Annotated in this window: 13 protein-coding genes and 1 riboswitch; of the genes, 9 read left to right on the top strand and 4 right to left on the bottom strand. The window is 39.1% G+C overall.

Annotated elements, in window-relative coordinates:
* Positions 1-20: 20 nt before the first annotated feature.
* On the bottom strand, positions 21-2,216 hold the full coding sequence (locus AC1M85_RS13425; RefSeq protein ID WP_488213230.1) for a bifunctional SulP family inorganic anion transporter/carbonic anhydrase: 2,196 nt from the start codon (positions 2,214-2,216) through the stop codon (positions 21-23).
* Positions 2,217-2,411: 195 nt separating this feature from the next.
* Entirely contained in the window at positions 2,412-4,778 is a 2,367-nt protein-coding gene (locus AC1M85_RS13430) for a Tex family protein (protein ID WP_481597459.1), read from the bottom strand.
* Positions 4,779-5,260: 482 nt separating this feature from the next.
* Between AC1M85_RS13430 and ompR the strand changes: the two genes are divergently transcribed.
* The 3 genes from ompR (at position 5,261) to scpC (ending at position 9,319) form a co-directional block, all read left to right on the top strand.
* Positions 5,261-6,025, top strand: a complete 765-nt coding sequence (gene ompR, locus AC1M85_RS13435; RefSeq protein WP_035263934.1) for an osmolarity response regulator transcription factor OmpR — start codon at positions 5,261-5,263, stop codon at positions 6,023-6,025.
* Between the two features lie 107 nt (positions 6,026-6,132).
* Positions 6,133-7,593 carry an ATP-binding protein gene (locus tag AC1M85_RS13440; RefSeq protein ID WP_092767308.1) on the top strand — a complete coding sequence of 487 codons (1,461 nt, stop codon included), beginning with the start codon at positions 6,133-6,135 and terminating at the stop codon, positions 7,591-7,593.
* Between the two features lie 208 nt (positions 7,594-7,801).
* Entirely contained in the window at positions 7,802-9,319 is a 1,518-nt protein-coding gene (scpC, locus tag AC1M85_RS13445) for a succinyl-CoA:acetate CoA-transferase ScpC (protein WP_092767310.1), read from the top strand.
* A 398-nt stretch (positions 9,320-9,717) separates the two neighbouring features.
* Here the strand turns inward: scpC and phoU are convergent, their stop codons facing one another.
* A complete protein-coding gene (phoU, locus tag AC1M85_RS13450; protein ID WP_035263928.1) occupies positions 9,718-10,443 on the bottom strand; it encodes a phosphate signaling complex protein PhoU in 726 nt (241 codons plus the stop codon).
* 96 nt (positions 10,444-10,539) lie between these two features.
* On the bottom strand, positions 10,540-11,880 hold the full coding sequence (gene abuO / locus AC1M85_RS13455) for a multidrug efflux outer membrane protein AbuO (protein ID WP_481593239.1): 1,341 nt from the start codon (positions 11,878-11,880) through the stop codon (positions 10,540-10,542).
* Positions 11,881-12,159: 279 nt separating this feature from the next.
* Here abuO and AC1M85_RS13460 point away from each other — a divergent pair, with 279 nt between their 5' ends.
* From AC1M85_RS13460 to gluQRS, 6 genes are all read left to right on the top strand, one after another.
* Entirely contained in the window at positions 12,160-13,212 is a 1,053-nt protein-coding gene (locus tag AC1M85_RS13460; protein WP_488213231.1) for a hypothetical protein, read from the top strand.
* Between the two features lie 40 nt (positions 13,213-13,252).
* Positions 13,253-13,372: riboswitch (TPP riboswitch) on the top strand.
* A gap of 87 nt (positions 13,373-13,459) precedes the next feature.
* A complete protein-coding gene (gene thiC / locus AC1M85_RS13465; protein ID WP_481593237.1) occupies positions 13,460-15,355 on the top strand; it encodes a phosphomethylpyrimidine synthase ThiC in 1,896 nt (631 codons plus the stop codon).
* A gap of 73 nt (positions 15,356-15,428) precedes the next feature.
* Positions 15,429-16,055, top strand: a complete 627-nt coding sequence (locus AC1M85_RS13470; RefSeq protein ID WP_481589168.1) for an NUDIX domain-containing protein — start codon at positions 15,429-15,431, stop codon at positions 16,053-16,055.
* Between the two features lie 3 nt (positions 16,056-16,058).
* Positions 16,059-16,865 (top strand): 3',5'-cyclic-AMP phosphodiesterase, encoded by an 807-nt coding sequence (gene cpdA / locus AC1M85_RS13475; RefSeq protein WP_488213232.1) that lies wholly within the window; start codon positions 16,059-16,061, stop codon positions 16,863-16,865.
* A gap of 206 nt (positions 16,866-17,071) precedes the next feature.
* Positions 17,072-17,593, top strand: a complete 522-nt coding sequence (gene dksA, locus AC1M85_RS13480; RefSeq protein ID WP_035263919.1) for an RNA polymerase-binding protein DksA — start codon at positions 17,072-17,074, stop codon at positions 17,591-17,593.
* 59 nt (positions 17,594-17,652) lie between these two features.
* The gene (gluQRS, locus tag AC1M85_RS13485) at positions 17,653-18,516 is read left to right on the top strand and encodes a tRNA glutamyl-Q(34) synthetase GluQRS (protein ID WP_265734071.1); all 864 of its coding nucleotides are present in this window, start codon (positions 17,653-17,655) and stop codon (positions 18,514-18,516) included.
* The last annotated feature ends 33 nt before the right edge of the window (positions 18,517-18,549 follow it).

Here is an 18,549-nt window from a genome sequence, read left to right on the forward strand (position 1 = left end):
TACTGATGAAATGAGATCATTTAAGATAAAAAGTTGACTTGACCAGATTTCACATCATAGATTGCGCCAACAATCCCAATCTCTTTACGCTCAATCATGTCTCTTAACGTGTCACTATTTTTAATAATATAATTAATATTATTTCGCACATTTAACACAGTTACGGCATCAATAAAATTGGTTGTAAGTTGATAATTACTCATATCATTTTTGACTGTTTCCGCCGCCTGCATAATCGGCTTCAAAAAATGCTGAACGTTCGGTGTATCTTTTAGTTGACTCAAATCCACTTTTTGCTCAAATAAATGACAAGCAGATCCTACCGCACCACAGTCCGTATGCCCCAATACCACGATCAGTTTTGAACCTTTGGTTTTACATGCAAACTCTAAAGAGCCCACGACTTTTTGACCAGCAATATTTCCAGCAATACGCAAACTGAATAAATCACCGATTCCTACATCAAAAATGCGCTCTGTCGGTGCTCTAGAATCCATACAACCCAACACTGCAGCAATAGGATGTTGCCCTGCATTTGACGTAACTTGAATTTGGCGAGCAATATTATGGTGTAAACGCTGATGATTAATAAAACGCAAGTTCCCGTCTTTTAGCATCTGTAAAACTTGATCAGGACTGAGCTGTTTTTGGAGTTCTTGCGTACTCACATCAAGATCGAGCTCGTCCTCTTTTATTTCAGGATAATGTGCTTTAAAACCTTGTAAATTAACTTTTATCCCCTGCTTTACCGCCACTTCACTTTGAAAGTCCTTAATAATTTGATAGATATCTGGATCAATATAATAGGTATTGGATGCATCGATTAGCACATTTTCATGCGGTTTAACTTTTTCTAAAGCGGTGACGAGTGCGGCACGATTTAAAAAACTTAAATTCGGTGCTAATTCAATACGGGTAAGTGAACCATGCAAGTGTTTTTCATGGATCACACGTACACCACGGTGTAAATGACTCTGTAAGATAATCAATAAACTGATCACTAGACCAATCATGATGCCTTTCAGTAAATCAGTTGCAATGATTGCAACTACCGTGACAATAAAAGGTAAAAATTGTTTCCAACCTTGCGCATAAATCCGTTTAAATAGGCTTGGTGTTGCCAATTTAAATCCAGTCAAGATTAAGATTGCTGCCAATGAAGATAGCGGTATCGCATTGATTAATGGGGTGAGCGCCACCACTGCAACAATCAGTAAAAAACCATGAAAGATTGCAGAAAATTTGGTTTTAGCTCCACTGGTTGCATTCACTGAACTACGAACAATGACTGAGGTAATCGGCATACCACCGATCAATCCTGACATAGAGTTTCCAACACCCTGTGCAAATAATTCACGATTCGGTGGTGATGAGCGCTTTTGTGGATCCATCTTATCGGCAGCTTCTAAATTCAATAGTGTTTCAAGAGAAGCTACCACCGCTAATGTAATTGCACCCGTATAAATTAAACTATTATTCCAATACGAAAAATCTGGAAACTGGAAAATCGTTTCTGAACCAGAAAAGATATTCGGAAGATTAATCAATTGTTGAGGGTTTACTGCATATGGAGAGCCGATTTTCAACATGATAAAGTTAAGAAGTCCAGCAAATATCACCGCAATCAAGGCTGAAGGCAGCGGCAGTTTTTTTAATTTACTACTATCCCACAGTAGGATTAACGCAATACAACTTAGACCAATTAATCCTGAGCCAATATCAATATGACTCAGTACAGATTGAATTGACCATTGATCAATCAAAACAAAGCCTTTGACATCCAAACCAATCAATTTAGGTAATTGACTGATAATCAGTAGCAGACCAATCGCGGCAAGCAATCCCAAAATCACATTGGTGGGTACGAAATTTGAGAAAACACCTAACCTAAAAATACCAAATAATATTTGTAAAATTCCAGCTAAAAACAATGTGAACAAAAAGGCTTGATAATTACCTTGTAGTAATTCAATTTGGGTCAATACAATCGCCACTAAGCCTGCAGCGGGACCAGATACACTGATATGTGAGCCACTAAAAAAACCAACAACGATTCCACCAATCACGCCAGCAATAATGCCTGAAATGAGTGGTGCACCTGATGCATGAGCTATGCCCAAACAAAGCGGAAGTGCAACAAGGAAAACAACCAGACCTGAGAGCAAATCACGACTATAAAATCGAGGTTTCAGCTCTTTATTTTGAGATATACTCATGTTTAATTTCTCTTAATTATATGACTTATAAAGTTAAAAATAATTTTGAAGTGAATTGATTATTAAGTTTTTCTTGTTGTTTTATACCATCTTAAAGTTTACATTTAAAATAAATCACCTTGATGTTCTTCATTTATTTAAAAACATAAGCATAAAAAAACCTCCCATATGGGAGGTTTTTTACCTGATTAAAGATTACTTCGAACCTTTAACCCCTGCTTGTAATAATAATGCACCTAAACCACCAATCTTCTGTTCTTGTGGTTTCTGCTGCTGAGGTTTTTTCGCATGTTGTGGGCGATCACCCTGTGGACGTGCTTGCTGAGGACGCTTCGCGTGTGGTTTACGCTCACCACGTTGCTCTTGCTGGCCATGAGTTTCACGACGTGGCTGGCGCGGTGCCTTCGCAGGTGCTTCAGATCCTGCAGGGCGCATCGATAAATTAACACGATTACGTTCCACATCAACTTGTAACACACGCACTTGAACAATTTGCCCTGGTTTCACAAACTTATGTGGATCAGAAATAAATTCATTCGCTAGTTCTGAAATATGAACTAAACCATCTTGATGAACACCAACATCAACAAATGCACCAAAGTTCGTTACATTGGTCACTACACCTTCAAGCTCTAAGCCTTCAGTCAGTTGTGAAACCTCAGTAATGTCATCACGGAACTTCGCTGTACGGAACTCTGGACGTGGATCACGACCTGGTTTTTCAAGCTCCGCCAAAACATCTTGGATCGTTGGTAAACCAAATTTGTCATCAACAAACTCTTCAGGTTTAACCTGACGAATGATTTCAGTATTGCCAATAATATCTTTTACAGTGGTCGCTTTCGCTTCAACAATCTTGTTGACTAAACCATAAGACTCAGGATGAACTGCTGAAGCATCCAATGGCTCTGAACCGTCTTGAATACGTAAGAAACCTGCAGCTTGCTCAAAAGTACGCTCACCTAAGCGTGGTACTTTTTTCAAATCTTGACGATTATCAAAACGACCATTCTCTTTACGGTAGTCTACAATTTGCTGTGCTATAGATTTGTTTAATCCTGCGATGTAACCCAAAATCGCTGAAGATGCTGTATTCACATCTACACCAACTGAGTTCACACAGTCTTCCACTACAGCTTCAAGCGTTTTTGCCAAGCCTGTTTGATTCACATCGTGTTGATATTGACCTACACCAATTGATTTAGGATCAATCTTCACAAGTTCAGCCAATGGATCTTGTAAACGACGCGCAATAGATACTGCACCACGAATCGATACGTCTAAATCTGGTAATTCTTGTGAAGCCAATTCAGATGCTGAATATACTGAAGCACCTGCTTCAGATACAGACACGCGCGTTAATTTAAGATCAGCATGAGCAGCCATCATTTCCGCAACAACAGCTTCTGTTTCACGACTCGCGGTACCGTTACCAATAGCAATTAGCTCAACATTGAATTCACGACATAAACGTGCCAATTCATTGATTGAGCCTTCTTTATCTTCTTTAGGTGCGAATGGATAAATCGTGCTGTGTGCCAGTACATCTCCAGATGCATTCACGACAGCCAATTTCACACCTGTACGGATACCAGGATCCACACCTAAAGTAGTACGTGAACCTGCTGGTGCAGATAAAAGTAAATGACGTAAATTTTCTGCAAATACTTGCATTGCTTCTGCTTCAGCAGCCAAACGCTTTTCTGTCAGAAGTGAATGCTCAATTGTAGGCCGGACTTTGCCGAGCCAGAATAATTTTGCAGTTTGCTTCAGAAAATCTTGACGGGCTTGAGGTTGAACTTGATCAAGATTGTATTCAGTTTCAATGCGCGCCAAAGGAGCATCATTTTCACCATCAACTTTTAGACCGAGTACATTCTCTTGACGTCCACGTAACATTGCCAATAAGCGATGTGATGGAACTTTGTTTAAGTTTTCAGAAAAATCGAAGTAGTCACGGAATTTTTTACCAACTTCTTTTTTCTCTTCACTAGCAACTAAGCTTTTTAACACTGCTGTTTTTGCAAACATCGCTTTAAGCTCTGTCGTGAGTGCAATATTTTGTGCCCAGTCATCAATGAGAATATGCTGAACAGCGTCTAATTGACTCTCTAAATCAGGATAATCTTCATGATTAAATCCTTCTAAAGCTTCTGCAGGTTCAACATTTTCATTATAGATTTTTTCAGCGATTGGGCCTAAACCAGCCTCTTTTGCTTTAAATGATTTACTCGTGCGTTTTGGACGATACGGTGCGTAAATTTCTTCTAATGCATTTTTTGTTTCAACGGCATTGACGCGAGCTAACAAATCATCCGTGAGTTTATTTTGTTCTTTCAGTGATTCAATGACCTTTTCACGGCGTTCAAATAAATCACGAAGGTAAGTTAATCGGGTATCCAGTTGACGTAACTGCGTATCGTCTAAGCCTTGAGTTACTTCTTTACGGTAACGTGCAATAAATGGAACACTAGAACCTTCATCAATCAGCTTAATGGCAGCTTCTACTTGGTTTGGACGTACGGCAAGTTCACTTGCCAACTGCTGAACTAAGTCAGTCATCGTGTTAAATTCCACAAGGATAAGGACTAAAAGTTAGTGATTATAAAGACCGAGACTATAAAATCCACAATTGTTTTGAATATTTGCAATGAAATTTTAAATAAAAGTCTCAATTTTTCTAGTTTTATCTCCCAGAGAAAAAGCTTCTGGTGAGATCTCTGATCAATTATTTGAGTGTAATGCGTCATTGTGTCATCACTTTGACAATGAACTAAAACATTTAACTCGTTATAATCACTTTATTTTTCTGATTTTGATGTCAATTTTTTGCTTTCAATACCACTTCAAATTAGCTTCATATTGAATAGCGATTTTATTTTAAATTATTTGCTTAAAAACAGGTCAATACATGTTGTGATTTGGTTTCAGAACACACTTAAAATTGTAATTTTGAGCAATTTGATACATAGTCTTAACAAGAACTTAGGCATTATACTGAGACAAATGACTATTTATAAATACAACTTTTAAGGGAGTGCATCATGAGTTTAGTTGTACCTGCTGAAAATACTGATGTAGTACACAATGACACTGACAGAGTTGAGCGCATTCTGGTCGTCGACGATGATGTGCGTCTTCGTACCCTTTTACAACGGTTTTTAGAAGATAAAGGTTTTGTGGTTAAAACCGCACATGATGCCACGCAAATGGATCGGTTATTACAACGTGAACTTTTCTCGCTCATCGTTTTAGATTTTATGCTTCCTGTAGAAGATGGTTTGAGCATTTGTCGTCGTTTAAGGCAGTCTAACATTGACACGCCTATTATTATGCTCACTGCACGTGGTAGCGACTCTGATCGTATTGCAGGGCTTGAAGCAGGTGCTGATGACTATCTACCAAAACCATTCAACCCAAATGAATTGTTAGCTCGTATCCGAGCTGTACTACGTCGACAAGTGCGTGAGGTTCCTGGGGCACCAAGCCAGAATGTTGAAGTGGTTTCATTTGGTCCTTGGTCACTCGATCTATCGACTCGAACATTGACTCGTGAGGGTCAAGTGGTGACCTTAACTACTGGTGAATTCGCAGTACTCAAAGCATTGGTGCAACATCCTCGTGAACCGTTGACACGTGATAAATTAATGAATTTGGCACGTGGTCGTGAATGGGGAGCAATGGAACGCTCTATTGATGTTCAAGTCTCTCGTTTACGTCGTTTAATCGAGGAAAATCCGGCTCGTGCACGCTATATTCAAACGGTGTGGGGTGTGGGATACGTATTCGTACCAGATGGTGCAGAATAATTTTTTAAACAATGGACTCCGCCATCAATGATGTCGGGGTCTTTATTTTATGTATTAAACAATTACATGCACTTATTCTTTTTAAGCCCAAACTCTCAGGTTAGATCGTGAAACTGGATCCTATTGACCCACAAAAATTTAATGAATTTGTTGCGTATTCAGAGCGAAAACGAACGAAATGGGAACGCTTTCTTGACAAAATCAAGCCGCGCTCCGCTGCAATGCGAACAACAGTTTTGGTTGTTTTTGTGGTGTTCTTTAGTCTGTTTATGTCACTTTGGTTTTTTTGGAAAACCCTCTATTTACCAGAGATTCAACAGCATGCACGCTACCTTGCGGTTGAACTCGAAATTATCAACAACCCCGACCTTCGAATTTTTCATGGTGACACTGAACTTGATGTTGACACATGGTTAAAACAGCGTGTTGGAATTGAATACGTTACAGACCCTGCTGCGTTCCCCAACCAGCGCGATAAAGTCATTGCTGAATTCTTTACGAACCAAGTTGAAAAACGTTTGGCCAAAGAGCTCGACGTGCCTGAGGTCACCGTCTATTTCCAATTTAAACCTAGCCCACGTATTTGGATTCAAACCCCAGAAATGAACGGGAATTGGGTTCAAGAACCGTTAAAAACTTATGCAAATTATAGCCCCGAATTGATTTTGGCATGGTTTCTTGGCGTACCGCTGATTTCAGCCATGATTATCTTAACTTTAGTGAGACAGCTCAATCGCCCACTACGCCGACTGCAAAATGCAGCAAATAGCTACAGTAAAACTGGAAAAGCCCCCTATCTTGAGACGAACCACGGACCTTTGGAAATCCGCCAAGTCAACCAAGCCTTTAATCATATGATTTATACATTGGAGCTCACTGAACGTGATCGTCAAATTATGTTGGCTGGTATTTCACATGATTTAAGAACCCCGCTCACTCGAATTCGACTGAGTGCTGAAATGATGTCAGATGATGACTTCTTGAAAGAAGGCTTAATCTTTGATGTGGATGATATGGATGCCATTCTTAATCAGTTTATTTCTTACATGCGTGATGGTTCAGATGAAGACCTAAAAGAAACCAATATCAATACCCTTTTGCAAGAATTGGTTATTCAGTTTAAACCCCTGGATATTCGCTTTGAACCAGAAGAACTCCCACTGATTACTGCTCGTTCGCTTTCCCTCAAGCGCTTAATTGGTAACTTAATTAATAATTCTAAGCGTTATGGTGCTGAACCCATTGAGCTAAGTGCGAAAGTCGAGGGAGATCATCTAAAAATTTGTGTTGCTGATCACGGTGATGGAATCCCAGAAGATCAAATTGCAGACCTTATGCAACCTTTTGTACGTGGCAATGAAGCACGTACCATCCAAGGGAGTGGTCTTGGTTTAGCCATTGTAAAACGAATTGTCGATATTCATGAAGGTGAATTAAAAATTCATAATCGTCCTGAAGGAGGTCTTGAAGCTATCATTCTACTGCCCCTTTCAACACCTCAAGTTGCTGATATTTCAACCAATAGCACCTTAGATAAAATCAGGCAAACCATCACCGAACGATTTTGATGAATGGTGAATAGTTGAACGGTTGAATTGGTTTAATTATTCACCACAATGAAAATTAAAAATAAAAAACAATATCTTACAAACCATAATATATCTTTATATCCGCATTTTTTGAAAAAATTAGACCTTAGCCTAACAGGTATGCAAAATGGCTCGCTTGATCGGTACAATCGGTGCCAGATCCAGAATATCAAGAGAAGAGTAAACCATGTCTTTAGATCGCATTCGTTTAGAGTCACTTCATGAAAAAGTCATTTCAGCTGAACAAGCTTCAACGTTTATTGAAGATGGCATGACCGTAGGTATGAGTGGTTTCACGCGTGCTGGTGAAGCTAAAGCAGTTCCATTGGCATTGGTAAAACGCGCTCATACAAACCCTTTAAAGATCACTTTAATCACTGGTGCGTCTTTGGGTAATGACTTAGATAAACAGTTAACTGAAGCTGGCGTATTGGCTCGTCGTCTACCTTTCCAAGTCGATAATACTTTGCGTAAGGCGATCAATAAAGGCGAAGTAATGTTTATTGATCAGCATTTGTCAGAAACTGTTGAACAAATGCGTAATAAACAATTGAAAAAGCCTGATATTGCTGTAATCGAAGCTGTAGCAATTACTGAAGATGGTGGCATCATTCCAACGACTTCAGTAGGTAACTCAGCAAGCTTTGCAATCTTTGCAGAAAAAGTAATTGTTGAAATTAACACAAATTTAAGCCCAGCATTCGAAGGCTTGCACGATATTTATATCCCATCTTATCGTCCGACACGCCAGCCGATTCCACTCACTCAAGTCGATGAGCGTATTGGTACACATGCAATTAATATCGATCCTGCTAAAATTGTTGGCATCGTATTTAACAGCGAATTCCATGATTCTCCATCAACAGTCACTGCACCAGATGATGAGACTCAAGCAATTGCAAACCACTTAATCGAATTCTTTGAAAAAGAAGTGGCTGAAGAACGTCTTCCTAAAAATTTAGGTCCATTACAAGCAGGTATTGGTTCAATTGCGAATGCGGTATTAACTGGTCTTAAAGAATCGAATTTTGAAGATCTCATCATGTACTCAGAAGTACTTCAAGACTGTACTTTTGAATTAATTGATGCTGGTAAAATGAAATTCGCTTCTGGCTCATCAATTACACTTTCTGCACGTTATGGTGAAAAAGTATTCAATAATCTTGAGCAATACAAAGACAAACTTGTATTACGCCCTCAAGAAATTTCAAACCACCCAGAATTGGTACGCCGTTTAGGGATTATCGGGATCAATACTGCACTTGAATTTGACATCTACGGCAATGTGAACTCTACGCACGTATGTGGTTCAAAAATGATGAATGGTATTGGTGGTTCAGGTGACTTCGCACGTAATGCGCATATCGCAATCTTCGTGACTAAATCAATCGCTAAAGGCGGTGACATTTCATCTGTAGTGCCGATGGCATCTCACGTAGATCACACAGGTCATGACGTAGACGTTCTTGTTACTGAACAAGGTCTTGCTGATTTACGTGGTCTTGCACCGCGTGAACGTGCACGTGCAATCATCGATAACTGTGTTCACCCATTGTATAAAGATGCATTAAACGACTATTTCGATCGTGCATGTGCTAAAGGTGGACAAACTCCTCACCTACTTACAGAAGCGCTCTCTTGGCATTCTAATTTCGAAGAAACAGGTCATATGTTATCTGCACCTGCAGAAGCAAAATCTGCATAAGTATGACTTAAAAAAGCCCTGAATATCAGGGCTTTTTTTATTTCGAAAGATTCTAAAATTTACTTTTAGATCATCATAATAGTTGACATAAACTAATGAAATAGGCAGGATTGGGTAGGACACTAAATTGTGATAAGGTTTACATTTTACAAATATTAAATTACACAAAATCACACTTTTGCAGCTGAACTTTACACATAATTTGAATATTATTATTTCATAGCAAGATTATGAGTGAACAAATAATAATAACAGCGTACTGTTTCATCAGTTTTCCTTCCTAGATTTCCCCCAAAATCTAGGAATTTTTTTGTCTATATCTTTTACAAAAATCAAGTTTAATATCACATAAAAAAACCTCGATATTCGAGGTTTTTGTGTATTATATGAATTCTATTTTAATGATTACCTTGAACTTTTTCTTCAATCTCTTCCACACTGGTGTGTCGTACGTCATAGCCTTTAGCCATATAAATCACTTGTTCAGAAATATTTCGCGCATGGTCACCAATACGCTCCAAAGAACGCAGCACCCACATGACATTCAGAACACGAGAAATATGACGAGGATCCTCAATCATGTAGGTCATTAATGTACGTGTAGCAGATTGATATTCACGATCGATATCTGCGTCAGCCAACAATACTTTAAGTGCTTGCTCTGCATCAACACGTGCAAATGCATCCAATGCATCATGAATCATTACTCGCACTTGATTACCGATATGACGTGTTTCCATATAACCACGAGGTGATTCACCTTCTTCACATAGATTTTGGGCTATACGTGCAATTTTAGCTGCTTCATCACCAATACGTTCTAAATCGGTATTGGCCTTGCTCATTGCAATCACCATACGCAGATCACTTGCAGCAGGATGGCGACGCACTAAAATCAAAGTCAAACCTTCATCAATTTCACGCTCATAGCGATTTACCGTATTATCCTGAAATTGGACATCTACAGCTAAATTCACATTTGTATCTAAAAGAGCATGAATGGCATTAGCAACTTGTTGCTCAACCAAACCACCCATCGCCATAAATTTGGTATGGACATCTTGCAAATCTTCGTTAAATTGAGAAGAAATATGGTGGCTAAGTACAGGATTATTAGAGCTCAAAGTCTTATTACTCCACACAGCGTGAATGGATTGAAATTTTTGCCATATTAAAGCATATCAATTGTGAATATTTGATGACAAAACAATCAATTTATTCTATTTTTCAACTAACCACGCATTCATTTGACGAAGCTCATTTTCATTCAATTGTCCCACAGAAGCCTTCAACCTCAACACATTCAACACATAATCATATTGAGCATTCACAAAATCTAATCGCGTTGCAAAAGCATTTCTTTGCGCAAGCAACACATCAACCATACTTTTAAGCCCTTCATCATACTGAGCTTGGGAGGCTTTCGCGACTAATGCTGAAGAATCCATGGCAGCTTTGCGCGCTTGCAATGTAGCACTATCCATATCAATTTGTAGGTAAGATTTTTTAGCATCTGTGGTTGCTTTACGTATCGCAGCTTCTAATTGGCGTTCCGACTTTTCAACATTTTTTGTCGCTTTATCAATATTAATTTTAGTTCGCCCACCGGTATAGGCATTCCAGTTCATTTCTACACCCACCTGATCGAACCGTCCATCACTCGATATAGCTGTTTGTGGTGACTGTTCACTATATCCATAAGTGGCTACGGCTTCGACTTGAGGATAAAGCGCCGCTTGCTCTACACGTCGCTGATCATTGGCATATTGACGTTGCAAACGCGCTTGTAGAATTTCAAGATTCTGTTCTTGAGCTAATTTAGTCCATTCACTCATGATATTCGGTACAGGCTTTTGATACTCGAAATCATCACTTAAAACAGCGAGCTTTTCTTGGTAAGGTCCAATCAACTGAGCAAGTTGCTCTTGTGCCAAGATTAATTGAACACCTGTCGCAATTCGATTTGCTCGCGCATTTTGATATTGTGCATTCGCTTCGCTCACATCGCTTTCAGCAACTAAACCTTCTTTGAGTTTGGCATTCATCATATTGAGCTGCTCGAATAATGCTTTTTCTTCTTGAGCGTTAGTGAGCGTTAAAGCCTGTTGACGTAGTACATTAAAATAAGCTTCAGAGACATTTAATATATGTTGTTGCTGTTGCTGTTTTAAAGTGACTTCACTCAGTTGAACTGAGGTTTTTACCTGTTTATATCCCTGCCAAGCATCCATTCTGAAAATGGGTTGTCGTGCAGTAATCGCAATTTGACGAGTGGTCGATGTCGATGCCAACAGGTCAGAACTATTAAAAAAAGGATTCGATTCTGTACTTGAATGATTTACATCTTGGTTTTTACGCGTCACATTTCCTGAAACAGTTACTGTCGGCAGCAAATTACCTTTTGCTAAACCTATATTTAACTGATCAGCCTCATACTGCAAAACGTTGGCTTGCCAATTTGGATCGGTTTGCTTTGCTCGCTCATAGGCTTCAACGAGGTTCAATGCAAAGCTCATCGGGCTAAGCGCAATTAAACTGACTGCAAGTAGAGTTTTTTTCATGATAATGACTTCACAGTACCTTAAGCATTTGAATAACAAGTAATTAGAATAGGATGTTGCAAATATAATCTTTAATCGAACTTTTTACGTATCAATTTTATTATTTTTTCATTTAATCCGGAGAATTATTTTGAATTATGCGAATTGATGTATGTTTTTCATACATTATTTTAACGCTTGATTGCGAAGCAACTACAATAAATTTCACTGTACGGTTTTAAAATAAGTGAAAATCTATTTGCGCCTCATTTCACACTTTAACTGTATTTTGATATCTCAATGAAGTCATTTTTGCACACGTTTAAGCCTATTCGTCAATTATTGACTCTTATAGTCGTAAGTCTTGGCTTAACTGCGTGTCAAAAACCGATTTCCGAAGAAATACCTACTGAATCTCCAAACCCAACCCAAAACCAGAACACCACACCTGATCTCAACCTCATTTGTCAAAAACTCAAAAAAGAAATGCTCGGGATAACTGCTCAACGGACTACATTCGCCATTGAGCAAATCAATCAAGATATTCGACTTTGTCTTCCCTTAATGCCATTTCAGGAACAGAAAGAATTGATTGGTTTGGCAGACATCATGTATAGAAATTTCTTAAGTTTAGATCGATCACCTGAACAGCAGAAAGCTTTTGATTTATATGCTCATGACCAGTCGCAATTTCCGACGATTCAACAATCACAAATTGAAAAATTACATCCACGAGATCAATATTTACTTCGGCATAAGGGTCAAGCGTATATTGATCTCGTCGATATTAACCACCAAGCAACCTATCAAAGAAACCCATATTATTTAGCACGAGTATTTGCCCCCTATTTCCCTGAGGCAGAACAAGCATTTATGCAAGAACTTGCTGAACAAAATCAGCAAGCACAATTTGAAGATCCTCATTTTCATCTTGAAGCACAAGAGATTTCTAGACGTGCCCAGTATTGGGAAAATTATCTAAAAAAATACCCTCAAAGCAGTTTCCGTTTAGATGCAGAGTACCTTTATCATTTTTATTCAAATCTATTATTTAAAGGTCTCAAACATGATCCTGTTTCTCATGATTTTGAAGGCCGTGTTGAAATTGCACCCGATGCTTTAGCTGAAATCGAACAACTCGCAAATATGAAAAATAGTCGTTTAGCAGATCAAGCGAGACTTTTCTTAAAATTTATCGAACTGGATTCACAACAAAAAAGTAAATTAACTTCAAATCAGACTGATCAAAATCCGCAAGTTCTTATACAGCTAAGTCACTATTTAAACTTAAAAACTGTTGATCTTGAAAATCGTCGTAATTGCTTTAAAGACGCAATTTGTTATACATCATAGTCTGATGACTTTAATCTGACTTTATATGTTAATATTTTGGCATCGCTTGACGGAGCGCGAGTAATAACTCGCTGAGATCACCTAAAACATTGTTTTGATGGTGAGTACCGTTGAACCTGATCAGGTTAATACCTGCGTAGGAATCAAGCCATCTAAAAACTTTGTTCTAGGTTATTCATTCAGGATAATTCCGCCACCGTTTTTGGTCGTGCTTGATTCGTTGATGTCATTCATAAGGATCATTGCAATGAACCAATTAACGAATCTTTCAAATACAGATCTCTCTGCTCAACATGAGCAAGATGCTCAAGATCTCACCCGCATTTTACCAGCGTCAAAAAAAGTCTATGTTCAAGGTTCTCGTCCAGATATTCGCGTACCCATGCGTGAAATTGCACTCTCCGATACACCAACGGGCTTAGGCGGTGAGTATAATCCTGCCATTTTGGTGTATGACACTTCAGGTGTTTATACCGACCCTGAGATTCAAATTGATTTAAATCGAGGCCTACCAAACCTCAGAGATACATGGATTGAAGAGCGCGCAGATACAGAACAACTCGCGACATTAAGCTCAAAATTTGGGCGAGAACGTCTTCAAGATATTCGTACAGCTGGCATTCGTTTCGCACATATCCAGAAACCTCGTCGAGCTAAACCAGGACATAACGTCACGCAAATGCATTATGCTAAGCAGGGTATTATCACGCCTGAAATGGAATACATTGCGATTCGAGAAAACCAAAAGCAACGCGAAGGTGTGGATATTCGCCAACATGTTGGTCAAAACTTTGGTGCAAAAAATTTATTAGAAATTACACCTGAATTTGTACGCCAAGAAGTCGCTGCAGGTCGTGCCATTATTCCTGCCAATATCAATCACCCTGAACTCGAACCGATGATTATCGGACGCAATTTCCTAGTGAAAATTAATGCCAATATTGGCAACTCAGCACTGGGTTCATCCATTGATGAAGAAGTGGCAAAAATGACATGGGCAACACGTTGGGGTGCTGACACCATCATGGATTTGTCTACTGGTAAAAATATTCATGAAACACGCGAGTGGATTATTCGTAACTCCCCTGTACCTATTGGAACTGTTCCGATTTATCAAGCATTAGAAAAGGTGGATGGAATAGCAGAAGATCTTACATGGGAAATTTTTAAAGACACTTTAATCGAACAAGCTGAGCAAGGGGTTGATTACTTCACGATTCATGCTGGTGTTTTATTGCGCTATGTTCCTCTCACAGCCAATCGCTTAACGGGCATCGTTTCACGCGGCGGTTCAATCATGGCACAGTGGTGTCTTGCACATCATAAAGAAAATTTCTTATACACCCATTTTGATGAAATCTGCGAGATCATGAAAGCCTATGATGTCTCATTCAGCTTAGGTGATGGTTTACGCCCTGGGTGCATTCAAGATGCCAATGACGAAGCCCAATTTTCCGAACTGCGTACATTAGGAGAATTAACCCATCGAGCTTGGGAACACGATGTGCAAGTCATGATTGAAGGTCCTGGTCATGTTCCTATGCATATGATTAAAGAAAATATGGATTTACAACTTGAGGTTTGCAAAGAAGCACCTTTTTATACATTAGGACCATTAACAACAGATATTGCACCTGGTTATGATCATATTACTTCAGCAATTGGTGCAGCCATGATCGGTTGGTATGGAACAGCGATGCTTTGTTACGTAACACCTAAAGAGCATTTAGGTCTACCCAATAAAAAGGACGTCAAAGATGGCATTATTACCTATAAAATTGCAGCACATGCTGCAGACCTCGCCAAAGGACACCCAGGTGCTCAAGTCCGTGATAATGCGCTTTCAAAAGCACGTTTTGAGTTTCGTTGGGAAGATCAATTTAACTTAAGTTTAGATCCTGATACGGCACGTAGTATGCATGATGAAACTATGCCTAAAGAGGCACATAAATCAGCGCATTTCTGTTCGATGTGTGGGCCTAAATTTTGCTCAATGAAGATTACCCAAAATGTGCGTGAATACGCTCAAAATCAGCAGTCTGATAATCTAGATCTCAAGTTAAATCAAGAGATTGAATCAGGTCTCAACGCGATGAAAAATGAGTATCATAAGCAAGGACAAAAGTTGTATCAGAAGCTGTAAAAATTAAAAAATCTGTTTTTCTTTAATGCAATCTCAGTTAGGATGAAATAAATTTTTGTCCTAACGTATACGAATGAAAATTCTTGAAAAAGCTACTTACAATAATAAAGATTTTAAGGTCCATTCTCGCGAATCCCTTTATCAAGGATTCATTCGTATAGAGAAAGTGAGCATCACACATCGTTTATTTGGTGAGAATACTTATACCCCAACAATTCATCGTGAATTAGTGCATCGAAAAGAAGCTGCTGGTGTACTCATCTACAATGATGCACTCAAGCGCTTTGCACTGATTGAACAATTCCGAATTGGTGCAATCGATGATCCTATCTCCCCATGGCAACTAGAAATCATTGCAGGCGTATTAGATGGCGATGAATCACCTGAAACATGTATTCAGCGTGAGAGTTTAGAAGAATCTGGTTGTGAAATTCGTAATCTGGAACATTTATTTACCTTCTACCCTTCTGCTGGTGCGTGCGATGAAGTTTTTCATTTGTATGTTGCAGAAGCAGATCTTCCTGAGCAAGGCGGTATTCATGGTATGCCAGATGAAGGTGAGAATATCCAACTGCATATCTTAGCTTATTCAGATCTTGAACAATTATTGGCATCCAAACGATTGTGTAATGCACCTGTCATCATGGCTCTGCAATGGCTCAAACAGCACATTGCCACTACCTCTATAGCGCTGAGGTAATTTATGACGCCTTTAATCAAACAGAATAAAAATGATCAGCTCATTATCCAAATTACCGATACTCATCTCATGGATCATCCTGACACGCCGTTTGTTCAGATAAATCCTGAACAAAGTTTTCATGCAGTGATCAATGATATTTTAAATCGCTATCAAGACATTGATGCGATTATTCATACAGGTGACTTGGCACAGGTACCACATGAGGCAACTTATCAGCGATATTTGAGTTTCATGAAAAATTTGAATATTCCGTTTTATCAAATTCCAGGGAATCATGATGATGCCGAATATTTTCCTTTTGCAGCGCCTGATCCTATACCGGCCGTGTTAACTTTCGAAACGTGGAAAATCATCCTATTAAATAGTGCTGTGCCCCACAAAGTAGATGGTTGGATTAAAGCAGAACAATTGAATCATTTATCAATGATTCTTCAGGAAACACAGCAGCACCCTGTCATTTTGGCGTGTCATCATCACCCACTTGAAATGAAGTCCAAGTGGATTGATCGACACATCTTAAAAAATTCAGATCAATTGACACAGATCATGGCAGAGTATCAACACATTCAAGCAGTGATCTTTGGACATGTGCACCAAGATTCGTTGAATGTTTGGAAAAATATTCAATTTTTATCAACGCCCTCCACCTCCGTTCAGTTTAAACCAAAGACTGAAGATTTTGCCTTTGATGACCTTGCACCAGGCTATCGCAGCCTACTACTGAAAACTGACGGTAGCTTTGAAACACGTGTTCATCGCCTACAAAATTTCGCGCAAAATATTAATAAAGAAATTTCAGGTTATTAGCTTTTCTTTTAAAGTGTTTTGGATTAAGTTATCTGTCCGAATGGAATCTGAACAGTCCAAAACAGATATTCATAGCTTTCATCTTTGATAAAAAATCTATATGATGACGCCCCCGATAGCAACAATCTATCGGAAGCGATAAAAACACTTGCATATCACCATATTTTTTGCGTACGCAAACACGCATATGATGAGGAATGCCCTTTATGGCGAATGACAACCAAAATCAAGTCTTGGAAGAAAACAACGTAGTTGCTGAAAAAGTAAAACGCGTGCGTAAGACCAAGCCAAAGACTTCCGAAGGCGGTACTACAGCGAGTCTATTTGGCATCGAGCCTTATCAGCCGAAAAAAAATGAAGAATACATGTCTGAAGGTCAACTTGAGCATTTCCGTCAAATTTTATTGGCATGGAAAGACGAGTTAATGTCAGAAGTGGATCGAACATTAAATACAATGCAAGATGAAAATACTGCATTGCCTGATGTAAATGACCGTGCAACGCAAGAAGAAGAGTTTGCGATTGAGCTTCGTACTCGTGACCGTGAACGCAAGTTAATTCGCAAAATTGAACAATCTATCGAAGCAATCAAAAATGATGACTATGGTTTCTGTGAAACCTGTGGGATCGAAATTGGCTTACGTCGTTTAGAGGCTCGTCCAACAGCGACGCTTTGCATTGATTGCAAAACTTTAGCTGAAATTAAAGAGAAACAAAATAACGGTTAATCATGTTATTTAATAATCCTTCCCTAACCCCTCCTTTGATAAAGGAGGGGGACAACAGGATGGCTTATGTGGGTCGGTTTGCGCCATCGCCAACCGGCCCTCTTCATTTTGGATCACTCATTACAGCTGTTGCAAGCTATTGTGAAGCAAGATCTCATGCAGGCAAATGGGTTGTACGAATTGAAGATACAGACATCCCTCGCATATATCCTGGTAGTGAAGAACATATCTTGTCATGTATTGAAGCTTTCGGTTTCGAGTTTGATGACGAAATTATCTTTCAAAAAGACCGTTTAAACATCTATGAATCGGTCTTAAATGATCTTCAGCAACGTGACCTCACCTATGCCTGCCAATGTACACGCAAAATATTAGGCTCTAATCATATCTATAGCGGTACTTGCCGCGATTTAAAACTACCACACGATCAACAAGCCATTCGGGTTAAAACATCAAACGAGTTGATTTGTTTTGAGGATCTTTTACAAGGTCAGCATTGCTCTAATTTGACCAATGAATTAGGAGATTTTGTTCTTAAACGTCGCGACGGTATTATTAATTATCAGCTCGCCGTGGTTGTGGATGATTATCTACAAGGAATGACTCATGTTGTGCGTGGTGCTGATTTGCTGGATAACACTGAACGACAAATTTGGTTAGGGCGATTATTGGGCTACCCTGAACTTCAGTATATGCATTTGCCCCTAGCAATGAATAAAGATGGTACAAAGCTTTCTAAGCAAAATTTAGCTGTAGCACTTGATCTCACCCAAGCCCCCCAACTCTTGAACAAAGCTATTCACGCATTAGGACAAGATCCAGTTGATCTAGATCAACCAAATCGCATGCTTCTACAGGCAATTCAACAATGGGATCGTAAGAAAATTCCAGTTGGCACCACCATACAAGGTGTTTTTGAATAGTGTCCATACAGAATCATGCTTGTTATTCAGCTG

This window comes from Acinetobacter sp. 24-47-64, from assembly GCF_057737055.1.